General features: G+C 60.5%; 18 protein-coding genes. 13 read left to right on the forward strand and 5 right to left on the reverse strand.

What is annotated here, in order from left to right; genetic code table 11:
• Positions 1–81 precede the first annotated feature (81 nt).
• The 4 genes from acs (at position 82) to Q7F16_RS29290 (ending at position 6,627) form a co-directional block, all read left to right on the forward strand.
• Entirely contained in the window at positions 82–2,019 is a 1,938-nt protein-coding gene (gene acs / locus Q7F16_RS29275) for an acetate--CoA ligase (protein ID WP_409557060.1), read from the forward strand.
• Positions 2,020–2,263: 244 nt separating this feature from the next.
• Positions 2,264–3,280, forward strand: a complete 1,017-nt coding sequence (locus Q7F16_RS29280; protein ID WP_046065030.1) for a class I SAM-dependent rRNA methyltransferase — start codon at positions 2,264–2,266, stop codon at positions 3,278–3,280.
• 121 nt (positions 3,281–3,401) lie between these two features.
• Positions 3,402–6,335 carry a DUF748 domain-containing protein gene (locus Q7F16_RS29285; protein WP_409557059.1) on the forward strand — a complete coding sequence of 978 codons (2,934 nt, stop codon included), beginning with the start codon at positions 3,402–3,404 and terminating at the stop codon, positions 6,333–6,335.
• Between the two features lies 1 nt (position 6,336).
• A complete protein-coding gene (locus tag Q7F16_RS29290; protein WP_046065031.1) occupies positions 6,337–6,627 on the forward strand; it encodes a DUF2845 domain-containing protein in 291 nt (96 codons plus the stop codon).
• Between the two features lie 342 nt (positions 6,628–6,969).
• Here the strand turns inward: Q7F16_RS29290 and Q7F16_RS29295 are convergent, their stop codons facing one another.
• Both Q7F16_RS29295 and Q7F16_RS29300 read right to left on the reverse strand, forming a co-directional pair.
• Positions 6,970–7,323, reverse strand: a complete 354-nt coding sequence (locus tag Q7F16_RS29295) for a BON domain-containing protein (RefSeq protein ID WP_003205664.1) — start codon at positions 7,321–7,323, stop codon at positions 6,970–6,972.
• Positions 7,324–7,642: 319 nt separating this feature from the next.
• Positions 7,643–8,074, reverse strand: a complete 432-nt coding sequence (locus Q7F16_RS29300; RefSeq protein WP_079301777.1) for a pilin — start codon at positions 8,072–8,074, stop codon at positions 7,643–7,645.
• 224 nt (positions 8,075–8,298) lie between these two features.
• Here Q7F16_RS29300 and pilB point away from each other — a divergent pair, with 224 nt between their 5' ends.
• From pilB to yacG, 5 genes are read left to right on the forward strand one after another with little or no spacing between them, the layout of a single operon-like run.
• Positions 8,299–9,999, forward strand: a complete 1,701-nt coding sequence (gene pilB / locus Q7F16_RS29305; protein ID WP_046065032.1) for a type IV-A pilus assembly ATPase PilB — start codon at positions 8,299–8,301, stop codon at positions 9,997–9,999.
• Between the two features lie 2 nt (positions 10,000–10,001).
• The gene (locus Q7F16_RS29310; RefSeq protein ID WP_079301776.1) at positions 10,002–11,219 is read left to right on the forward strand and encodes a type II secretion system F family protein; all 1,218 of its coding nucleotides are present in this window, start codon (positions 10,002–10,004) and stop codon (positions 11,217–11,219) included.
• Position 11,220: 1 nt separating this feature from the next.
• The gene (locus Q7F16_RS29315) at positions 11,221–12,090 is read left to right on the forward strand and encodes a prepilin peptidase (RefSeq protein ID WP_079301775.1); all 870 of its coding nucleotides are present in this window, start codon (positions 11,221–11,223) and stop codon (positions 12,088–12,090) included.
• Positions 12,090–12,713, forward strand: coding sequence for a dephospho-CoA kinase (gene coaE, locus Q7F16_RS29320; protein ID WP_041476150.1), 624 nt, complete (start codon positions 12,090–12,092; stop codon positions 12,711–12,713). Before Q7F16_RS29315 ends, coaE begins: the two co-directional genes overlap by 1 nt.
• On the forward strand, positions 12,710–12,910 hold the full coding sequence (gene yacG, locus Q7F16_RS29325) for a DNA gyrase inhibitor YacG (protein WP_046065035.1): 201 nt from the start codon (positions 12,710–12,712) through the stop codon (positions 12,908–12,910). Before coaE ends, yacG begins: the two co-directional genes overlap by 4 nt.
• Here the strand turns inward: yacG and Q7F16_RS29330 are convergent.
• The 3 genes from Q7F16_RS29330 to Q7F16_RS29340 form a co-directional block, all read right to left on the reverse strand.
• A complete protein-coding gene (locus tag Q7F16_RS29330) occupies positions 12,907–13,122 on the reverse strand; it encodes a hypothetical protein (protein ID WP_013694234.1) in 216 nt (71 codons plus the stop codon). The two genes, yacG and Q7F16_RS29330, sit on opposite strands and share 4 nt — an antisense overlap.
• A gap of 63 nt (positions 13,123–13,185) precedes the next feature.
• The gene (locus tag Q7F16_RS29335) at positions 13,186–13,872 is read right to left on the reverse strand and encodes an energy-coupling factor ABC transporter permease (RefSeq protein WP_079301773.1); all 687 of its coding nucleotides are present in this window, start codon (positions 13,870–13,872) and stop codon (positions 13,186–13,188) included.
• 41 nt (positions 13,873–13,913) lie between these two features.
• The gene (locus tag Q7F16_RS29340) at positions 13,914–14,324 is read right to left on the reverse strand and encodes a tautomerase family protein (protein WP_409557058.1); all 411 of its coding nucleotides are present in this window, start codon (positions 14,322–14,324) and stop codon (positions 13,914–13,916) included.
• Between the two features lie 151 nt (positions 14,325–14,475).
• Between Q7F16_RS29340 and Q7F16_RS29345 the strand changes: the two genes are divergently transcribed.
• The 4 genes from Q7F16_RS29345 (at position 14,476) to Q7F16_RS29360 (ending at position 17,306) form a co-directional block, all read left to right on the forward strand.
• Positions 14,476–15,375, forward strand: coding sequence for a LysR substrate-binding domain-containing protein (locus tag Q7F16_RS29345; protein WP_409557057.1), 900 nt, complete (start codon positions 14,476–14,478; stop codon positions 15,373–15,375).
• Between the two features lie 554 nt (positions 15,376–15,929).
• On the forward strand, positions 15,930–16,556 hold the full coding sequence (locus tag Q7F16_RS29350; RefSeq protein WP_003205682.1) for a DUF1780 domain-containing protein: 627 nt from the start codon (positions 15,930–15,932) through the stop codon (positions 16,554–16,556).
• The gene (locus Q7F16_RS29355; RefSeq protein ID WP_409557056.1) at positions 16,553–17,080 is read left to right on the forward strand and encodes an MOSC domain-containing protein; all 528 of its coding nucleotides are present in this window, start codon (positions 16,553–16,555) and stop codon (positions 17,078–17,080) included. Before Q7F16_RS29350 ends, Q7F16_RS29355 begins: the two co-directional genes overlap by 4 nt.
• 52 nt (positions 17,081–17,132) lie before the next feature.
• On the forward strand, positions 17,133–17,306 hold the full coding sequence (locus Q7F16_RS29360; RefSeq protein ID WP_003185543.1) for a DUF3094 domain-containing protein: 174 nt from the start codon (positions 17,133–17,135) through the stop codon (positions 17,304–17,306).
• Positions 17,307–17,330: the final 24 nt, after the last annotated feature.

Raw genomic sequence — 17,330 nt, forward strand, 5'->3', positions numbered from 1 at the left:
GTTGCTTTGTGCATGACTTGAACCCTCAGGCTACTGGGCGCATCTTTATATCTTGTCGCAAAACAAGAATAAGGAACCGTCATGTTCGATATCAGCCAGTACCCCCAAGCCGATGCCGTCCGCCGGGCTGCGCAACTGAGTCAGGACGAGTACAAGCGGCTCTACAAAGAATCCATCGAACACCCCAGCGCCTTCTGGGCCGAGCAGGCCACGCGCTTTCTCGACTGGATGACGCCCTGGCAAACCGTCCAGCGCTATGACCTCAAGAACGGCGACGCGACCTGGTTCGCCGGTGGCAAGCTGAACGTCAGCGCCAATTGCATCGACCGTCACCTGCAAACACGTGGCGACCAGACGGCAATCATCTGGGAAGGCGACGACCCCGCCGAATCGGCAGAAATCACCTACAAAAAACTTCACAACCATGTGTGCCGCCTGGCCAACGTGCTGAAAAGCCGTGGCGTGAAGAAAGGCGACCGGGTCTGCATCTACATGCCGATGATCCCCGAGGCCGCCTACGCCATGCTCGCCTGTACCCGCATCGGCGCGGTGCATTCAGTGGTGTTCGGTGGCTTCTCACCGGACTCCCTGCGCGACCGGATCCTCGACGCCGATTGCCGCACCGTGATCACCGCTGACGAAGGTGTACGCGGCGGGCGCTTCGTACCGCTCAAGCGTAACGTCGACAAGGCCCTGGAAAGCTGTCCGAACGTCAGCACCGTGCTGGTGGTGGAGCGCACCCAGGGCGAGGTGGACTGGGCTGAAGGTCGTGACCTCTGGTACCACCAGGCCATGCATGACATCAGCGACGATTGCCCACCCGAACCGATGGACGCCGAAGACCCGCTGTTCATCCTCTACACCTCCGGCAGCACTGGCAAACCCAAGGGTGTGCTGCACACCACGGGCGGCTATCTGCTGCAAGCGGCGATGACGTTCAAGTACGTGCTCGACTACCGCGACAACGAAGTGTTCTGGTGCACCGCCGATGTCGGCTGGGTCACCGGCCATAGCTACATCGTCTATGGCCCGCTGGCCAATGGCGCCACCACGCTGATCTTCGAGGGCGTGCCGAGCCACCCGAGCAGTTCGCGCTTCTGGCAGGTGATCGACAAGCATCAGGTCAACATCTTCTACACCGCACCGACCGCCCTGCGCGCGCTGATGCGCGAAGGTGCCGGACCGTTGCAGGAAACGTCCCGCAAAAGCCTGCGATTGCTCGGCAGCGTCGGTGAGCCGATCAACCCGGAAGCGTGGGAATGGTATTTCAACACGGTAGGCGAACAGCGCTGCCCGATTGTCGATACCTGGTGGCAAACCGAGACTGGCGGCATCATGCTCAGCCCGTTGGTGAGTGCCCCACGGCTCAAGCCAGGCTGCGCCACCCGGCCGATGTTCGGCGTGCAACCGGTCTTGCTGGATGAAGTGGGCAAGGAAATCAATGGCCCCGGCAGCGGCGTACTGGCGATCAAATCCAGTTGGCCCGGGCAGATTCGCAGCGTCTACGGCGATCATCAACGCATGGTCGACACCTACTTCAAACCCTACCCCGGCTATTACTTCACCGGCGACGGCGCGCGCCGCGACGAAGATGGCGACTACTGGATCACCGGGCGCATCGACGATGTGATCAACGTCTCCGGGCATCGCATCGGCACCGCGGAAATCGAAAGCGCCCTGGTGCTGCACGACAACATTGCCGAAGCGGCCGTCGTCGGCTATCCCCACGACCTCAAGGGCCAGGGCATCTATGCCTTTGTCACGCCGATGAACGGTGTGGAGGCCAATGACGAGCTGAAGAAGGAACTGCTGGCCCACGTCAGCAAGGAAATCGGCAGCTTCGCCAAACCGGAACTGATCCAGTGGGCGCCGGCGTTGCCCAAGACCCGTTCGGGCAAGATCATGCGGCGCATCCTGCGCAAGATCGCCTGCAACGAACTCGACAGCCTCGGCGACACCTCGACCCTGGCCGATCCAAGTGTGGTGGAGGGGTTGATCGACAAACGCCTCAATCGCTGAGTCAAACAACTCGGCCCCCCTGAGGCATCGAGTCCTTGCGCCGCTGGACTGTGGGAGCAAAGCTTGCTCGCGAAACAGGCACCTCGATTTCTGAAAGACCGCATCGCCTGCATCGCGGGCAAGCCTTGCTCCCACAAAGGCCCTCGTCACAGAGGGTGCCTGACTCATATCTGTAGGCAATGCCCAACCCGAGTATGCATAACTGCTAAACTCCCGCGCCTCATTTCTCTAAGGCGCGCCCGGCATGTCTTCCTTGAATCAGGCGCTGCGCGCCGCCCTCGACCAGCGCCAGGAGCTGCTCGGCCAACTGCACCAGCAAGGCACCGACTGCTATCGCCTGTTCCATGGCAGCCAGGAAGGCGCACCCGGCCTGACCATCGACCGCTACGGCCCGCAACTGCTGGTACAGAGCTTCCATCAGTCGCTGGAGCGCGACGACCTGCTGCAACTGCACGGTATCGTCAACGAACGACTGGGCCTGGACACGCTCTTGGTCTACAACGATCGCGCCCGGGGCAATTCGCGTGTTGACCGCCAGGACACTGTCTATCAGGCGGACGAGGCCGCCCTGCAAGACCTGGTCGGGCATGAATGGGGCTTGAATTATCGCGTCCGCGGTCGCCATGCCGGGCAGGATCCACTGCTGTTTCTCGACCTGCGCAACGCCCGGGGCTGGGTCAAGGCACACAGCCGCGATAAAAGTGTGCTGAACCTGTTCGCCTACACCTGCGGCGTCGGCCTGAGCGCTGCGGCCGGTGGTGCGCGGGAGGTGTGCAACCTGGACTTCGCCGAAGGCAACCTGGCGGTGGGCCGCGAAAACGGCTTGCTCAACCCCGACTTGCCGCCGATGGAGTTCGTGCAGTCGGATTACTTCCCAGCGATCCGCCAACTGGCCGGCCTGCCTATCAGCCAGCGGCGTGGGCAGAAACTGCCCAGCTACGTGCGCCTGGAGCAACGCCAGTATGATTTGGTGCTGCTCGACCCGCCTGCCTGGGCGAAAAGTGCGTTCGGCACCGTCGACCTGTTGCGCGACTACCAAAGCCTGCTGAAACCGGCGCTGCTCACCACCGCCGACAATGGCGTGCTGATCTGCTGCAACAACCTGGCAAAAGTGCCCATGGACGACTGGCGCGAGCAGGTGTTGCGTTGTGCGGAAAAAGCCGGCCGCCCGGTCCGCGAGTGGAGCGTACTGACGCCCGGCAGTGATTTCCCTTCCCGGGACCAGCAGCCGCCGCTCAAGACGTTGATCCTCCAGCTCTAGGCCCGCGCCGGAATCCTCACCGAGAAAACCAGACAAATCTCATAAATCACAGTGGCTTCGGAACCGTAAACGCATGCCATACTCCAAGGCATTCCGAATTCACACCAAGATGAAGCCACACATGCCCAAAGGATTGATTCGCGCCATCGGCGCTCTGTTGACCGCACTGGCCCTCTACAGCCTGTTGGGCTTTCTGATTTTGCCGGGCATCGCCTTGCGCATCGCCAACCAGCAATTGGCCACCCTTGCGACGGTGCCGGCCCAGATCCAGCGCATCGAACTCAATCCCTTCAGCCTTGAAGTCACCCTCTGGGGCCTGAATATCGGCGAACCAGGCAAGGAACAGGTCGGCTTCGAACGGCTGTACGCCAATTTGCAACTCGACAGCTTGTGGTCCGGCGCCCTGCACCTGGTCGACATCGAGCTGGACAAGCCCAAGACCGAAGTGATGTTCGCCAAGGACGGTCAGTTGAACCTGCTGGGCCTGTTCAAGCTGCCGGCCAGCGAACCGACACCCGCCGACCCCGAGGCCAAGCCCTTCCCCCTGCGGGTCGATCGAATCAAGTTGGCCAGCGGTTATGTGCATTTCCAGGACCTGCGCCCCAGCGAGCCCATTGAGTTTCTCTACGACACCCTCGATTTCGAGCTGAAGAACCTCAGCACCCTGCCCGACGACAATGCCGACATGACCCTGGTGGCGGTAGGTCCCAACGGCGGGCAGATCGATTGGACCGGTAATTTCAGCCTCACCCCGATTGCCTCCCAAGGCACGCTCAAAGTCACCGACGGCCAGATGAAAGCCTTTTGGCCCTACGTACGCGACGCCGTACCGCTGGTGTTGGAAAACGGTGTCCTGAACCTCAGCACCGACTACAAGCTCAACCTGGCCAAAGGCACTGAGCTGCTGCTCAACAACGTCGCGGTCAGTGTCGCGCCCTTCGCCATCAAGGCGCCCGATGGCCGTCCCTTGGTGAAGCTCGAACGCCTGGACGTGAGTGAAACCTCGGTGGACCTGGCCAAGCAGCAAGTTATCGTGGGCAAGATCCGCAGCCAGAAGCTGGAAACCTGGGCCGCTCGCGAGGCGGACGGGCAGTTGGACTGGCAGAAACTCTTCGCCAGCCAGCCGGCCAAACCGCAGGTCAAGGCTGAGCCGGCATCCGCCCCGGCGGCGGCCGACTCGCCAAAAGCTGAACCGGCACCGCCGAGCAAACCGTGGCAGGTGATATTGAAGGACGTGCAACTGCGCGACTACCAGGTGCACCTGGCCGACCGCCAGGCCCAACCCGCCGTGGCCCTGGAGGTCGGCCCGCTGAACCTCGACCTGCAGAACTACGACACCCTCAACGGCTCGCCCTTTACCCTCAAGCTGGACACCGGGATAGGCAAGCAGGGCAAGATCCTCGCCGACGGCGAGGTCAACCTGAACCCGATCACCGCCAAGCTCAAGGTCAAGACCCAGGACGTCGACCTGCGCGTCGCCCAGTCGTACATCAACCCGTTCATTCGCCTGGAGCTGCGTTCCGGGATGCTCGGCAGCGACCTGGCGGTCGACCTCAAAAGCACCGAGCCACTGGCATTTGCCGTCACCGGCCGCGCCCAGGTCGATCAGTTGCACACCCTCGACACGCTCAAGACCCGCGACTTCCTCAAGTGGCAGCGCCTGGTCCTCGAAGGCCTGAGTTATCAGCACGGTGACAGCCTGTCCATCGACAAGGTCAACCTGCTCCAGCCTTATGCGCGCTTCATGATCAACGACGACCGCACCACCAACGTCGATGACCTGCTGATTCCGCAACCGGCCGACAGCGGCACCAAGAAAACCGCGGCAAAACCGGCGTCCCAGGAAAAGCCGCTGGGCATCCACATCGGCGGCATCGCCATCAATGACGGTTCGGCCAACTTCGCCGACTTCAGCCTGACGCCCAATTTCGCTACCGCCATCCAGCAGCTCAACGGCCAGATCGGCACCATCGACAGCCGCCAGGCCAAACCGGCCAGCGTGGACATCAAGGGCAAGGTCGACCGTTACGCGCCTGTCACCATCAAAGGGGCGGTCAACCCCTTCGACCCGATGGCCAGCCTCGACATCGCCACCAGTTTCAAACGGGTCGAGCTGACCACCCTGACACCCTACTCCGGCAAGTTCGCCGGCTATCGCATCCGCAAGGGTCGGCTCAATCTCGACCTGCATTACCGAATCACCCAGGGCAAGCTCCAGGCGGAGAACAAAGTGGTGGTCGAGCAACTGCAACTGGGGGAGAAAGTCGACAGCCCGGACGCCGTGAGCCTGCCACTCAAATTGGCCGTCGCTTTGCTCAAGGATTCCGAGGGCAGGATTTCCATCGAACTACCGGTTTCCGGCGACCTCAATGACCCGCAATTCAGTGTCATGCCAATCGTCTGGCAGACCCTGCGCAACCTGGTGGTCCGAGCGGCCCAGGCGCCGTTCAAGCTTATCGGTGGGCTGGTGGCCGGTGGCGGCTCGGAAGATCTGGGTAGCGTCGCGTTTGCGCCGGGCTCCAGCGATCTGAGCAAGGACAACGAAGGCACGCTGCTCAAACTGTCCGAGGCCCTTGGCAAACGCCCGGAGCTGCGCCTGGAGATCGAAGGCACCGCCGCCGAAAGCAGCGACGGCCCACTGCTCGCCGCCCAGCGCCTGGAGCGCGAATACCAGTACAACTACTACAAGATGCTCCAGCGTCGGGGCGACAAAGTCCCGGCCCAGGCCTCGCTGATACAGGTGCCCGAGGACGAAAAGGCGCCGCTGCTCGAAGGCATCTACCGCACCCGCCTCAAGACCCAACCGCCGGCCGAATGGACGCAACTGGATAAAAAGGCACGCATCGAGAAACTGCGTGAAGGCGTGATCAAGTTCTGGAGCGGCAGCGACGTGCTGTTGCGTCAACTGGGACAGGAACGGGCCAGCAGCATCAAGGACTTCCTGGTAGACAAAGGCCAGTTGGCCGACGACCGCGTGTATTTCATCGACGCCAGCCTCGGCCAGGCCGAGAGCGATGGCCGGGTGATTACCCCGATGCATCTGGATGCCGAATAAGATGAAACCCTGGTTCGGGCTCTGTCTATTGCTAGCCGCCGGCCAGGCCCCGGCTGCCGACACGCTGCGTTGCGGCAGCCAGTTGATCAGCGTCGGCGACCGCTCGAGCGAAGTGTTGCAAAAGTGCGGGCAGCCAGCGGCGCGGGATGACCTGGGCTACAAGCGCAGTGTCAATCGCCGGGAGGAATACCCGGTGGAGGAATGGACCTACGGCCCCAACAGCGGCATGTATCAGTACCTGCGCTTCGAGGGGAATCGGCTGGTGCAGATCACCAGCAAGCGGGGGCGGTGAATGTACCGCCGCCATCGCGAGCAAGCTCGCTCCCACATTTGATCGCATTCCTTCTGGAAGAACCCTGGTCGCGGCGCAAGCAAGCTTGATCGCTTTTTCCTGAAAGAATCCAGCCCCTGTGGGAGCGAGCTTGCTCGCGATAAGGGCAACTCGGTTTCCCAGACTGCCCCACAAACCTCACCCGTACTTCCCCCCAGAATAGAACAGGCCCCCGGCACGAATGCCGGGGGCCTGTAATGGCCACGTCCATGTGGCCTTTCGCATGAACTCCAAAGCGACGGCAAACGTATATCCTGGCCCGCTTGCCGCGCCTTCTCCCAGTCCAGGCGAGAAGTCTTAGCCTTACTCGGCTTTCAGGCCGTCAGCCGATACGGCCTTGACGCCTTTGATTTTCTTGGCGATCGCCACAGCGGTGTCTTTTTGTGCATCAGTGACTTTGGTCATCGAAGACAGGGACACAACACCTTTATTGGTTTCGACTTTGATATCTGTGCCTGGAATGCCTTTTTCAGTGACCAGATCAGCTTTGACCTTGGTGGTGATCCAGGTATCGGAAACGTCTTCCTTGGCCTCTGTCACTTCGCCCGCAGCCAGCATCATTGGCGCCTGAGTTGCTTGAGTGGTCTCGGCGAATGCGCTAGCCATGGTCAGGGTCAGAGCGGTAGCAGCGGCGGCAGTGATAGCGAACTTCTTCATACGAGTAACTCCTGTTTTTCTCAAAAACTGCCGGAGGTGCATCCCGGCAGGGTTATCAGGAGTAGTGCGAAGGCTGTGCCAGCTTTTAAACATTTACTAATTTCTTATAAATCAGCAAGTTAAGCGAAACGGTGATTTCCGTGATCATGCAAAATGCATGAAGCGCTGATTCTGGACATGCAACTTGCGGGTTTTGGCCTATTTCTAAGCTTATGAATTGCGAAGGATTTCTGTAAGGCCTGAGATTGTTCCCGCCTGACTACCCAACATCCATAAAAAGGGCCGCTAAGCAGCCCAGGACAAGTTAAGTTCGAATTCATTAACCTCCGGCAGGAGCCGCGGCGCCACCGGTGCAGCCGGCCGGCAAAAACTCCTGAGCAGCCGTCGAACCGCAACTCCAAACACCTTCAGCAGAACGGGTAAGAGTGATCGTCTTGCCAAGAACCGGAGCGGGCGCATTCAACAAGGTACATGCGATGGTACCTGTTCCAGCCGAAGCAGAACCTGAAGCATCCAACGTGCAATTGCTGGTGGGCGTTGTCCCACCGATGTTGGCCAACGATGGATCGGTACCTTGATTCATGACGTCCTCAAACGGCACTTTCAAGGCGGACACTTCTGCCAACCCCGCCGTGGCCTTGGCCCGCGCCTGGTACTTGGAATACTGCGGCAACGCAAAGGTCGCCAGGATGCCGATGATCGCCACGACGATCAGCAGCTCGATCAAGGTAAAGCCACTCTGCTTATTCATAGACATCTCCCATGCATGAGTCGAAATCTCATGACCTGAAACGGCCATTGCAGGGCACATGCCAACCCTCAAGCCTCATCAATAAAGGGGATTGAACCCGCACAACGGCGACGTCCTACCTCAACAACCGCACTATCTGACGTTTTTTGTCACCCTGCCCTGCTGGTTTGGCGTCGAGGCTTGACTAGGCTATAAGTCATGAATTGTTCGCCGCCGGGATTCCCATGACTGACATCGCCCTCAGCGGCCTGACCAAGCAATTGGTGCTGGCCGAACTGCTCACCGAGCAAAGTGCGCAACAGGCGTATCAACAGGCCCAACGCAGTCGCATTCCCCTGGTCAGCTACCTGGTGCAGAACAAACTGGTCCAGAGCCGCCAGGTCGCGGAGATCGCCTCGGAGCATTTCGGCGTCGCCCTGCTGGACCTCAACAGCCTGGACAAAGAAACCCAACCCACCGGCCTGGTCAGCGAAAAACTGGTGCGCCAGCACCACGCCCTGCCGCTGTGGCGGCGTGGCAACAAGCTGTACGTGGGCATCTCCGACCCCACCAATCACCAGGCCATCAATGACATCCAGTTCAGCACCGGCCTGACTACCGAAGCCATCCTGGTGGAGGACGACAAGCTCAGCGACGCCATCGAAAAGTTTTTCGAGTCCAGCAGCACCGGCCTGGAAGGCATGGGCGATGTCGACCTCGACGGCCTGGACATCGAATCGATCGACGACACCAGGCAGGACTCCATCGCCGGCCAGGATACCGACGACGCGCCCGTGGTGCGCTTCGTCAACAAGATGCTGCTGGACGCAATCAAGGGTGGCTCTTCCGACTTGCACTTCGAGCCCTATGAAAAGATCTATCGGGTGCGGGTGCGCACCGACGGCATGCTGCGAGAAGTGGCCAGGCCGCCGATCCAACTGGCCAACCGTATCGCCGCACGCCTGAAAGTCATGGCCAGCCTGGATATCTCCGAGCGGCGCAAACCCCAGGACGGGCGCCTGAAAATGCGCCTGTCGAAAACCAAGTCCATCGATTTCCGGGTCAACACCCTGCCCACGCTATGGGGCGAAAAAGTGGTGATCCGGATCCTCGACCCGTCCAGCGCGCAAATGGGCATCGATGCCCTGGGCTACGAACCGGACCAGAAAGACCTGTACATGGCCGCCCTCAAGCAACCGCAAGGGCTGATCCTGGTGACCGGCCCGACCGGCTCGGGCAAGACCGTGTCGCTGTACACCGGGCTGAATATCCTCAACACCGTGGACATCAACATTTCCACCGCCGAAGACCCGGTGGAGATCAACATGGAAGGCATCAACCAGGTCAATGTGAACCCGCGCCAGGGGCTGGATTTCGCCCAGGCCCTGCGCTCGTTCCTGCGCCAGGACCCGGACGTGATCATGGTCGGCGAGATCCGCGACCTGGAAACCGCCGAAATCGCCATCAAGGCCGCCCAGACCGGGCACCTGGTGCTCTCCACACTGCATACCAACAGCGCCGCCGAAACCCTGATCCGCCTGCAAAACATGGGCATTCCGGGGTTCAACATCGCCACCGCCGTGCACCTGATCATTGCCCAACGGCTGGCGCGCAAGCTGTGCAACCACTGCAAGAGAGCCATCGAGATTCCCGAAGAAACCCTGCTCAAGGAAGGTTTCAGCCGGGAACGCATCGGCACATTCACGATCTATGAGCCGGTCGGTTGCGAACAGTGCAACCAGGGTTACAAAGGGCGCGTGGGGGTTTACGAAGTGGTCAAGAACACGCCCGAGCTGCAACGGTTGATCATGGCCGAGGGCAACTCGCTGGAAATCGATCTGCAGATGCGCAAGGACGGCTTCAATGACCTGCGCGCATCGGGGCTGCTCAAAGTGATGCAGGGCGTCACCAGCCTCGAAGAAATCAACCGGGTCACCAAGGATTGAGCATGGCGGTCAAGGCAGTAAAAACCGACGTCTATACGTGGGAAGGCAAAGACCGCAAAGGCGCGAAAATGACCGGCGAGCTGACGGGGCAGAGCCCGGCCCTGGTCAAGGCACAGCTGCGCAAACAAGGCATCAACCCGCAGAAGGTGCGCAAGAAATCCACCTCGATATTCAGCAAGGGCAAGCGCATCAAGCCGCTGGATATCGCCCTCTTCACCCGCCAGATGGCCACGATGCTCAAGGCTGGTGTACCCCTGCTGCAAGCGTTCGACATCATCGGCGAAGGCTTCGACAACGCCAACATGCGCAAGCTGGTGGACCAGGTGAAGCAGGAAGTTGCCGCTGGCAACAGCTTCGCCGCCTCGCTGCGCAAGTGCCCGCAATATTTCGACGAGCTGTACTGCAATCTGGTGGACGCCGGTGAGCAGGCTGGCGCCCTGGACACGCTGCTGGACCGGGTCGCGACCTACAAGGAAAAGAGCGAAGCCCTCAAGGCCAAGATCAAGAAAGCCATGACCTACCCGACGGCGGTGATACTCGTCGCAGCGGTGGTCACCGGCATCCTGCTGGTCAAGGTGGTGCCGCAGTTCGAATCGGTATTCTCCGGGTTCGGTGCGCAACTGCCGGCCTTCACGGTGATGGTCATCGGCCTGTCGGAATTCATGCAGGAGTGGTGGTGGATGCTGCTTGGCGGCTTGGCGGGGGCTTTTTTCGGGGTGAAATATGCCCTCAAGCGTTCCCAGGCGTTTCGTGACTGGCGAGACAAATGGCTGCTCAAGCTCCCCTTGATAGGTACCTTGATGTACAAGTCTGCGGTGGCTCGCTATGCCCGCACGCTCTCGACGACATTCGCCGCTGGCGTGCCGCTGGTCGAAGCCCTCGACTCGGTATCGGGCGCCACCGGCAACGTGGTGTTCAAGCGTGCCGTGCAGCGCATCCGCCAGGATGTCTCGACCGGCATGCAGTTGAATTTTTCCATGCGTGCCTCAGGGATCTTTCCGAACCTGGCGATCCAGATGACCGCCATCGGCGAGGAGTCCGGCGCGCTGGACGACATGCTCGACAAAGTGGCGAGCTTTTATGAGGCCGAGGTGGACAATCTGGTGGACAACCTCACCAGCCTGATGGAACCCTTCATCATGGTGGTCCTGGGGGTCGTCGTCGGTGGCCTGGTGGTTGCCATGTACCTGCCCATCTTTCAACTCGGCTCTGCGATCTGACATGCCCCTGAGCGAATTCTTCGTGCTGTATCCCCTGGCCTTCGTGCTCGTTGCGGCATTGCTCGGCCTGATCATCGGCAGCTTCCTCAACGTGCTGGTGTGGCGCCTGCCGAAAATGCTCAATCGCGAATGGCGCCTGCAAGCCCACGACCTGCTGGGCCTGCCGGCCGAAACCCCGGGCCCGGTCTACAACCTGATGCTGCCCCACTCCCAGTGCCCGCACTGCGGCCATCGCATCCGCGCCTGGGAAAACATTCCGCTGCTCAGCTACCTGATGCTGCGCGGCCGCTGTTCGAGCTGCGCCGCGCCCATTGGCAGGCGCTACCCCCTGACCGAATTGACCTGCGGTGCGTTATCGGCGTTCGTCGCCTGGCATTTCGGCTTTGGCTGGCACGCCGCGATGGTGATGGTGTTGACCTGGGGCCTGCTGGGCATGAGCCTGATCGACGCCGAGCATCAATTGCTGCCCGATACCCTGGTGCTGCCGTTGTTGTGGCTGGGCTTGATCATCAACAGCTTCGGGCTCTTCGTGCCCTTGAACCAGGCGATGTGGGGCGCCGTGGCCGGCTATCTGGCGCTGTGGTCGGTGTTCTGGGTATTCAAGCTGATCACCGGCAAGGAAGGCATGGGCTACGGGGATTTCAAGCTGCTGGCGATGCTCGGCGCCTGGGGTGGCTGGCAGATCCTGCCGCTGACGCTGCTGCTGTCGTCGCTGGTGGGCGCCGTTATCGGGGTCATCGTGCTGCGCTTGCGTGATGCTCCCGGGTCGACGCAGATCCCTTTTGGACCTTATCTGGCCATTGCCGGCTGGATTGCCTTGCTCTGGGGTGGTCAAATAACCGACTTCTATTGGCAGTCTGTCGGTTTTTAATGAATACCTCAGTGAAAAAACCCTGGATTCTCGGCCTGACCGGTGGCATCGGCAGCGGCAAGAGCGCAGCGGCCCAGCATTTCATCGACCTGGGCGTGCACGTCATCGACGCCGATCATGCGGCGCGCTGGGTGGTCGAGCCCGGGCGCCCGGCGCTGGCGAAAATCGCCGAGCACTTCGGCCCCGGTGTATTGCAGGCCAACGGCGCCCTGGACCGGGCGGCGCTGCGCAAGCTGATCTTCGAGAATGCCGATGAACGTCGCTGGCTCGAGGCGCTGCTGCATCCCCTGATCGCTGAGGAAATCGCCCATCATCTGGCCCAGGCAAAATCGTCCTACGCGATTCTGGTATCGCCACTGCTGATCGAGTCCGGGCAGTACACCATGACCCAGCGGATCCTGGTGATCGATGCGCCGGAACAACTGCAGATCGAACGTACGTTGCAGCGCGACCAGACCAGCGAACAGCAGGTCCAGGCGATTCTCAAGGCCCAGTCCAGCCGCCAGGATCGACTGAGCCGTGCCGACGACGTGGTGGTCAATGATCGCGACCTCGCCTGGCTGCACAGCGAGGTCGAGCGCCTGCATCACTTTTACCTTACTTTGCGTGGAGGCCAATCATGAGCCAAACCCCAACCGTTGATTGCCCAACCTGTGGCGCCCCTGTGGAATGGAGCCCGCAGAGCACATTCCGGCCGTTCTGTTCTGATCGCTGCAAACTGATCGACCTCGGCGCCTGGGCGTCGGAAGAACACAAGATTCCGGTCAGCCCCGACGCCGAGGACGAGCTGTTCAGCGAAGACTTCGAGCCTCGCCACTAAGGCCGCATGAAACCGTAGTCCTGTTCATCGTCGAGGTTTTCCGCCAGGAAACTCAACTCATCGGCCAGGTCTTCAGGGCTGCGCACTGTCTTGCTCTGTTGCACGATCGCACTGAGCAAGGCACGCAGGCTCAAGCCCGGGTCAAAACCGATCTCCATCGCGGCATCGTGACTACGCCTGATCTCTTGTCTCGCCCACTCATAAACACTCATGGTTGTGCTCCTGGAAATTTTCCAAAGCATGAAGGGCGTGTGGTGGTGCAGCCTTGACGTGAATCAAGGCTTGTCATCATCGTTCCACGGGGCCGACAGGTAGCGCGTGCGGTTGAAGGTCTCCAGCCATTCGGGACTGAACACCACCAACGCACTGATCACCATGCCGTTGATGAAGGCCTCGGGGAAGATGATCAGCCAGAGGTAGCCGACAAAGTCTTCCAGCCAGTAAGGCATGGCGAATATACCGTCGTACCACAGCAGGCCAAGTCCCAGCAGCAGGCACGCCAACGCCGAAAGCGCGGCGGCGAGAAATCCCGAGCAGAAGATATACACGAACAGATTGCGCGGCTGGGCGCGCTCCACCAGGATCGCGCAACACTCGGTGACCAGCACCGGCAACAGGATCAGCAGCGCACCGTTGACCCCTACCGCGGCCATGTCCTGACGGCCCAGCAGCACCAGCGCGAGCTGCGCGCACAGGCCACCGAGGATCGCCAACGGCCAGTCCAGCAACAGCGTCACGGCAGTCATGCCGATGAAGTGATACGAAACGCCGGTATCGAAATCCCGGCGCACCAGCCACAGCATGAACAACGCCAGCACTGTGCCGAACAACAGGTGCTGGCGACGGCTGTCGGTGAACAGCTCGACCCACGGTGCCCGCACCACGGCCCAGACCAACACCGGCACATACATCAGCCAACCGGCCGCCAGGGTCTGCGGTGAAAGCAGTTCGGCACCGATCATGGGCTACTCCTGCGAAAACTTGAACGCCGTCCGTGCGCTGCTTAAGTAGCGACACTTCCTGACTGTTGTACCAAGGCCATTGCAAACTTACCAAAGCCTACCGACCAATCCGAATAGTCATTCTCGTGCATGAAGATGAAAACGTCTTGCGGACGAACCTGGGCTTGAACCCCGAGATTGTCCGCGATTTTTTTGTAGAGCTCGCGCTTCATCGCATCACTGCGGCCCCTGCGCATCGTAATCTCAATCACGATCAAATGGTCTGAACGAGCCACACCGTTAAACGTGCGGCTGTAGAAAAACTGTTCAGGGTCGTAGTCCGTGACCAGGTTGAACAACTCATCCTCGGGCATACCAATGCTCTCGACCAGTGCTTGGTGTATGCCATCGACAATGCGCTGACGTTGTTGCTGGCTGGTGCCCATGATGACGGCGGTACGAACAAATGGCATGTGAGGTGCTCTCAATTTGATAGGGAATGCCCCCCAATCCTGGCGACCCGAAACAGTCGGCAGGTACTGCAGGAACAGGGGAATTCTGCAAAATCCGCCCGATACCTGATATCGATTTATATGCTCGATGTAATTGAGCTAAAGTCACTTTATGAAACGTCGCCTTCCCCCATTGAATGCCCTGCATACCTTCGAGGCCGCCGCCCGACTGGGCAAAATGATCGCGGCCGCCGAGGAGCTGTCTGTCACACCTGGCGCTGTGAGTCGCCAGGTACGCCAGCTGGAGCTGAGCCTTGGCGTGGACCTGTTCGAAGGCCCAAAAAACAAACCTCAGCTCACCGTTGCCGGTAGAGAACTGCTGCCGGAGCTGACCGCCGCACTGGATCAGATCGAGGCTGCGGTGGGCAGGGTCCGAGACACGGCGACAGGCACCTTGGACGTGTCTTGCTTCAGCACCTTTACGGTCAAGTGGCTGATACCGCGTCTTTTCGACTTCAATACGACTTACCCAGAGATCAAGATTCGCCTGAGCTCACCGGCGCACGGGGCCGATCCGGGCCGGGATCGCTATGACGTGATGATCACGGCTGAACAGGGCATCGTGGGCGAACAAAAAAACACGGTCCGGCTGTTTCCTGAACGATTGGGCGTTGTGTTGTCGCCCACCTTGTCCGCGCGAATTCAATTAACCGACTTGGGCTCGATTTTCCGCCATCCCCTCCTGCATACCAAAACCCGTCCGGATGCCTGGGCAAACTGGGGGGATGCGATTGGGCACCAGGTCACTGCGCCCGCCGGGCTGGAATACGAGCACTATTACTTTACGTTGGAGGCGGCGATTGCCGGGCTGGGGATTTGTGTCGCCCCGTGGCACTTGGTGGCTGACGACATTCGCCTGGGTCGTCTGGTGGCGCCGTTCGGGTTTCGCCCGAGCCGCTACGTCTATGTCGCTAAGCGCAGCGCGCAGCAGAGCAAGAAACTGGATCTGTTTTGCGCTTGGTTGGCGTGTCAGGCTGAACAGGATGATCTATTGGGCCCTGCCTGGGGGTAATGCTGTTCACTTGAGCGGTTATCGGAGATTGGGCCTTCCATTCCTCGATCTGTTTCAGGGGTGGTGTGTATATCCGTTTTCGCGGTAACGGTTGCTTATGGTTCCGCTCTTACAGCGGCTCACTTTTGAGAAGCGCAAAAGTAAGCAAAACGCTTCTGCCCCACCACTCGGCACCTCGCCTAGGCTCGGTGTGCCCTCACTCCGGCATTGCTCCGTGGGCCGCCGCGAAGGGCCATCCATGGCCCAGCGCGGCTAACCCGGCATCCATGCCGGGTTGCCCACTGCGCAATACCTTCGTTCAGCCAGCGTGGTTAACGGGGCGCCGAGATCAACGTCCACCGCGAGGCGGCCTGGTAGCCGACCTGGTTCTGGGTCGGACCGCGTTTCTCCTGTGGGAGCGAGCTTGCTCGCGATAGCGGTGGTGCAGAGGCATAGAGGCTCGACCCCTTGCTTTAGGCTCTAAGTGAACAGCATTACCCGGCCCGGGCGGAAATTTGCTCCCATTACAGCAGCTTTATTTTTTTTGATCACATTTGAACGCTAAGCTTGGGCTCATGGATGACTCCGATTACTTACGCCTGCTGACCATCGCGGCCGAGCAAGCCAACGCCTTTCTCTCCAATGCCCGCAAATGGGAGCGTGAGCGTTGGGTCTGCCAGCGCCTGCTGCAGGGGCTGAACGTGCCTTACCGCGCCGACGAGTTCGCGCCGGCCGGCGAGCCGCCGGACGTGTTGTTTCGCGATGCCAATTTCGAGGTGTTTTTCGTGCTCGACGAAGGTCGACGCCTCAATGACGAATGGCGCGATGAACTGCAACGCCGTCGCAGCGCCTTTTCCCTGAGCCAACTGGTGCGTCGCGAGGCCAAGCCGCGGCGGATTCCGGCCAATGAGTTCCTGATGCGGCTGGCCCCGACCTTGCGCAAGAAAGCCCATAACTACACCGAACGCGGCATGGACCTGGGCGACCTGGACATCATCGCCTTCGCCAGCCTCAAGCGCGAAGTGCTGGACCTCAACAGTCACTTCCCGCCGCCGACCGAATACCTGCGCCAGGGCTGGCGCTCGCTGTCACTGGTAGGGCCGACGTTCGCCCGGGTGCTGTTCGCCCACCCCGACGCGCCGGATTTCCTGCGAAGCAACCTGGGTCGCAGCATTGTTTTCGATGTCGGGATCAGCCTGTGAGCCCACTGCAGGAACTGATTGCCGCTGTGCCCCAGCATGGCCGCGTACGCTGGATCGGCGTGCGCCCCCAGGGTCATGCGCCCATGATCGAACTGGACGCCGTGGAGGCCCGCCTGGAGGCTGGGCTGACCGGCGATCATGCCCGCCCCGGTGCGCGCAATGCACGGCAAGTAACGCTGATCCAATGGGAACACCTGGCCGTGATCGGCTCGCTGATGGGCCGTCCCGAGGACCGGCCCGTGCTGCCACAGGAGCTGCGACGCAATATTGTGGTCAGCGGCATCAATTTGTTCAGCCTCAAGGGCCGGCGCTTTCGCATTGGACAAGCCATTTTTGAAACCAGCGGTTGGTGCCAGCCTTGTGCTCGATTGGAGCGAAACCTCGGCGAAGGTACATTCCAGGCCGTACGCGGCCATGGCGGAATCACCGCCCGGGTGTTAAAAAGTGGAATCATTCGCCTGGACGACAGCCTGATCGTCGAACCCGTTCCGGCGAGCGGCTACGCTGCTTTCAATGCCGGCTAGCCGGACGCTGTAACGTCTTCACATTCCGCAACGTCTACCTGACGAGGCCTTTATGACCAGTCGCCTGAACCCAGATGACCAGAAGCATGTCGAAGAGTACCTGCAACTGTCCCAGCACCGAGTCGAGCGCCGGCCTTTCCGGCCATGGATGCTCCTGGTGGTGGTACTGGCCGTGACCATCGGCCTGGGCCTGTTGAGCCGACTGATCAGTTACCTGACGCTATGAGCCGCTTGATGCTCGCGCAGGTAA

It is taken from the genome of Pseudomonas sp. Lb2C2, from assembly GCF_052112205.1.
Taxonomy (GTDB): domain Bacteria; phylum Pseudomonadota; class Gammaproteobacteria; order Pseudomonadales; family Pseudomonadaceae; genus Aquipseudomonas; species Aquipseudomonas kilonensis.

Excerpts from the sequence above, each read along its gene's own strand:
- Q7F16_RS29290 (WP_046065031.1), top strand. The coding sequence starts at position 6,337 with ATGAAACCCTGGTTCGGGCTCTGTCTATTGCTAGCCGCCGGCCAGGCC.
- Q7F16_RS29340 (WP_409557058.1), bottom strand. The coding sequence starts at position 14,324 with ATGCCATTTGTTCGTACCGCCGTCATCATGGGCACCAGCCAGCAACAA.
- Q7F16_RS29285 (WP_409557059.1), top strand. The coding sequence starts at position 3,402 with ATGCCCAAAGGATTGATTCGCGCCATCGGCGCTCTGTTGACCGCACTG.
- Q7F16_RS29330 (WP_013694234.1), bottom strand. The coding sequence starts at position 13,122 with ATGAGTGTTTATGAGTGGGCGAGACAAGAGATCAGGCGTAGTCACGAT.
- Q7F16_RS29350 (WP_003205682.1), top strand. The coding sequence starts at position 15,930 with ATGGATGACTCCGATTACTTACGCCTGCTGACCATCGCGGCCGAGCAA.
- Q7F16_RS29295 (WP_003205664.1), bottom strand. The coding sequence starts at position 7,323 with ATGAAGAAGTTCGCTATCACTGCCGCCGCTGCTACCGCTCTGACCCTG.
- Q7F16_RS29280 (WP_046065030.1), top strand. The coding sequence starts at position 2,264 with ATGTCTTCCTTGAATCAGGCGCTGCGCGCCGCCCTCGACCAGCGCCAG.
- Q7F16_RS29335 (WP_079301773.1), bottom strand. The coding sequence starts at position 13,872 with ATGATCGGTGCCGAACTGCTTTCACCGCAGACCCTGGCGGCCGGTTGG.
- acs (WP_409557060.1), top strand. The coding sequence starts at position 82 with ATGTTCGATATCAGCCAGTACCCCCAAGCCGATGCCGTCCGCCGGGCT.
- pilB (WP_046065032.1), top strand. The coding sequence starts at position 8,299 with ATGACTGACATCGCCCTCAGCGGCCTGACCAAGCAATTGGTGCTGGCC.
- Q7F16_RS29310 (WP_079301776.1), top strand. The coding sequence starts at position 10,002 with ATGGCGGTCAAGGCAGTAAAAACCGACGTCTATACGTGGGAAGGCAAA.
- Q7F16_RS29315 (WP_079301775.1), top strand. The coding sequence starts at position 11,221 with ATGCCCCTGAGCGAATTCTTCGTGCTGTATCCCCTGGCCTTCGTGCTC.
- coaE (WP_041476150.1), top strand. The coding sequence starts at position 12,090 with ATGAATACCTCAGTGAAAAAACCCTGGATTCTCGGCCTGACCGGTGGC.
- Q7F16_RS29300 (WP_079301777.1), bottom strand. The coding sequence starts at position 8,074 with ATGAATAAGCAGAGTGGCTTTACCTTGATCGAGCTGCTGATCGTCGTG.
- Q7F16_RS29345 (WP_409557057.1), top strand. The coding sequence starts at position 14,476 with ATGAAACGTCGCCTTCCCCCATTGAATGCCCTGCATACCTTCGAGGCC.
- Q7F16_RS29360 (WP_003185543.1), top strand. The coding sequence starts at position 17,133 with ATGACCAGTCGCCTGAACCCAGATGACCAGAAGCATGTCGAAGAGTAC.
- yacG (WP_046065035.1), top strand. The coding sequence starts at position 12,710 with ATGAGCCAAACCCCAACCGTTGATTGCCCAACCTGTGGCGCCCCTGTG.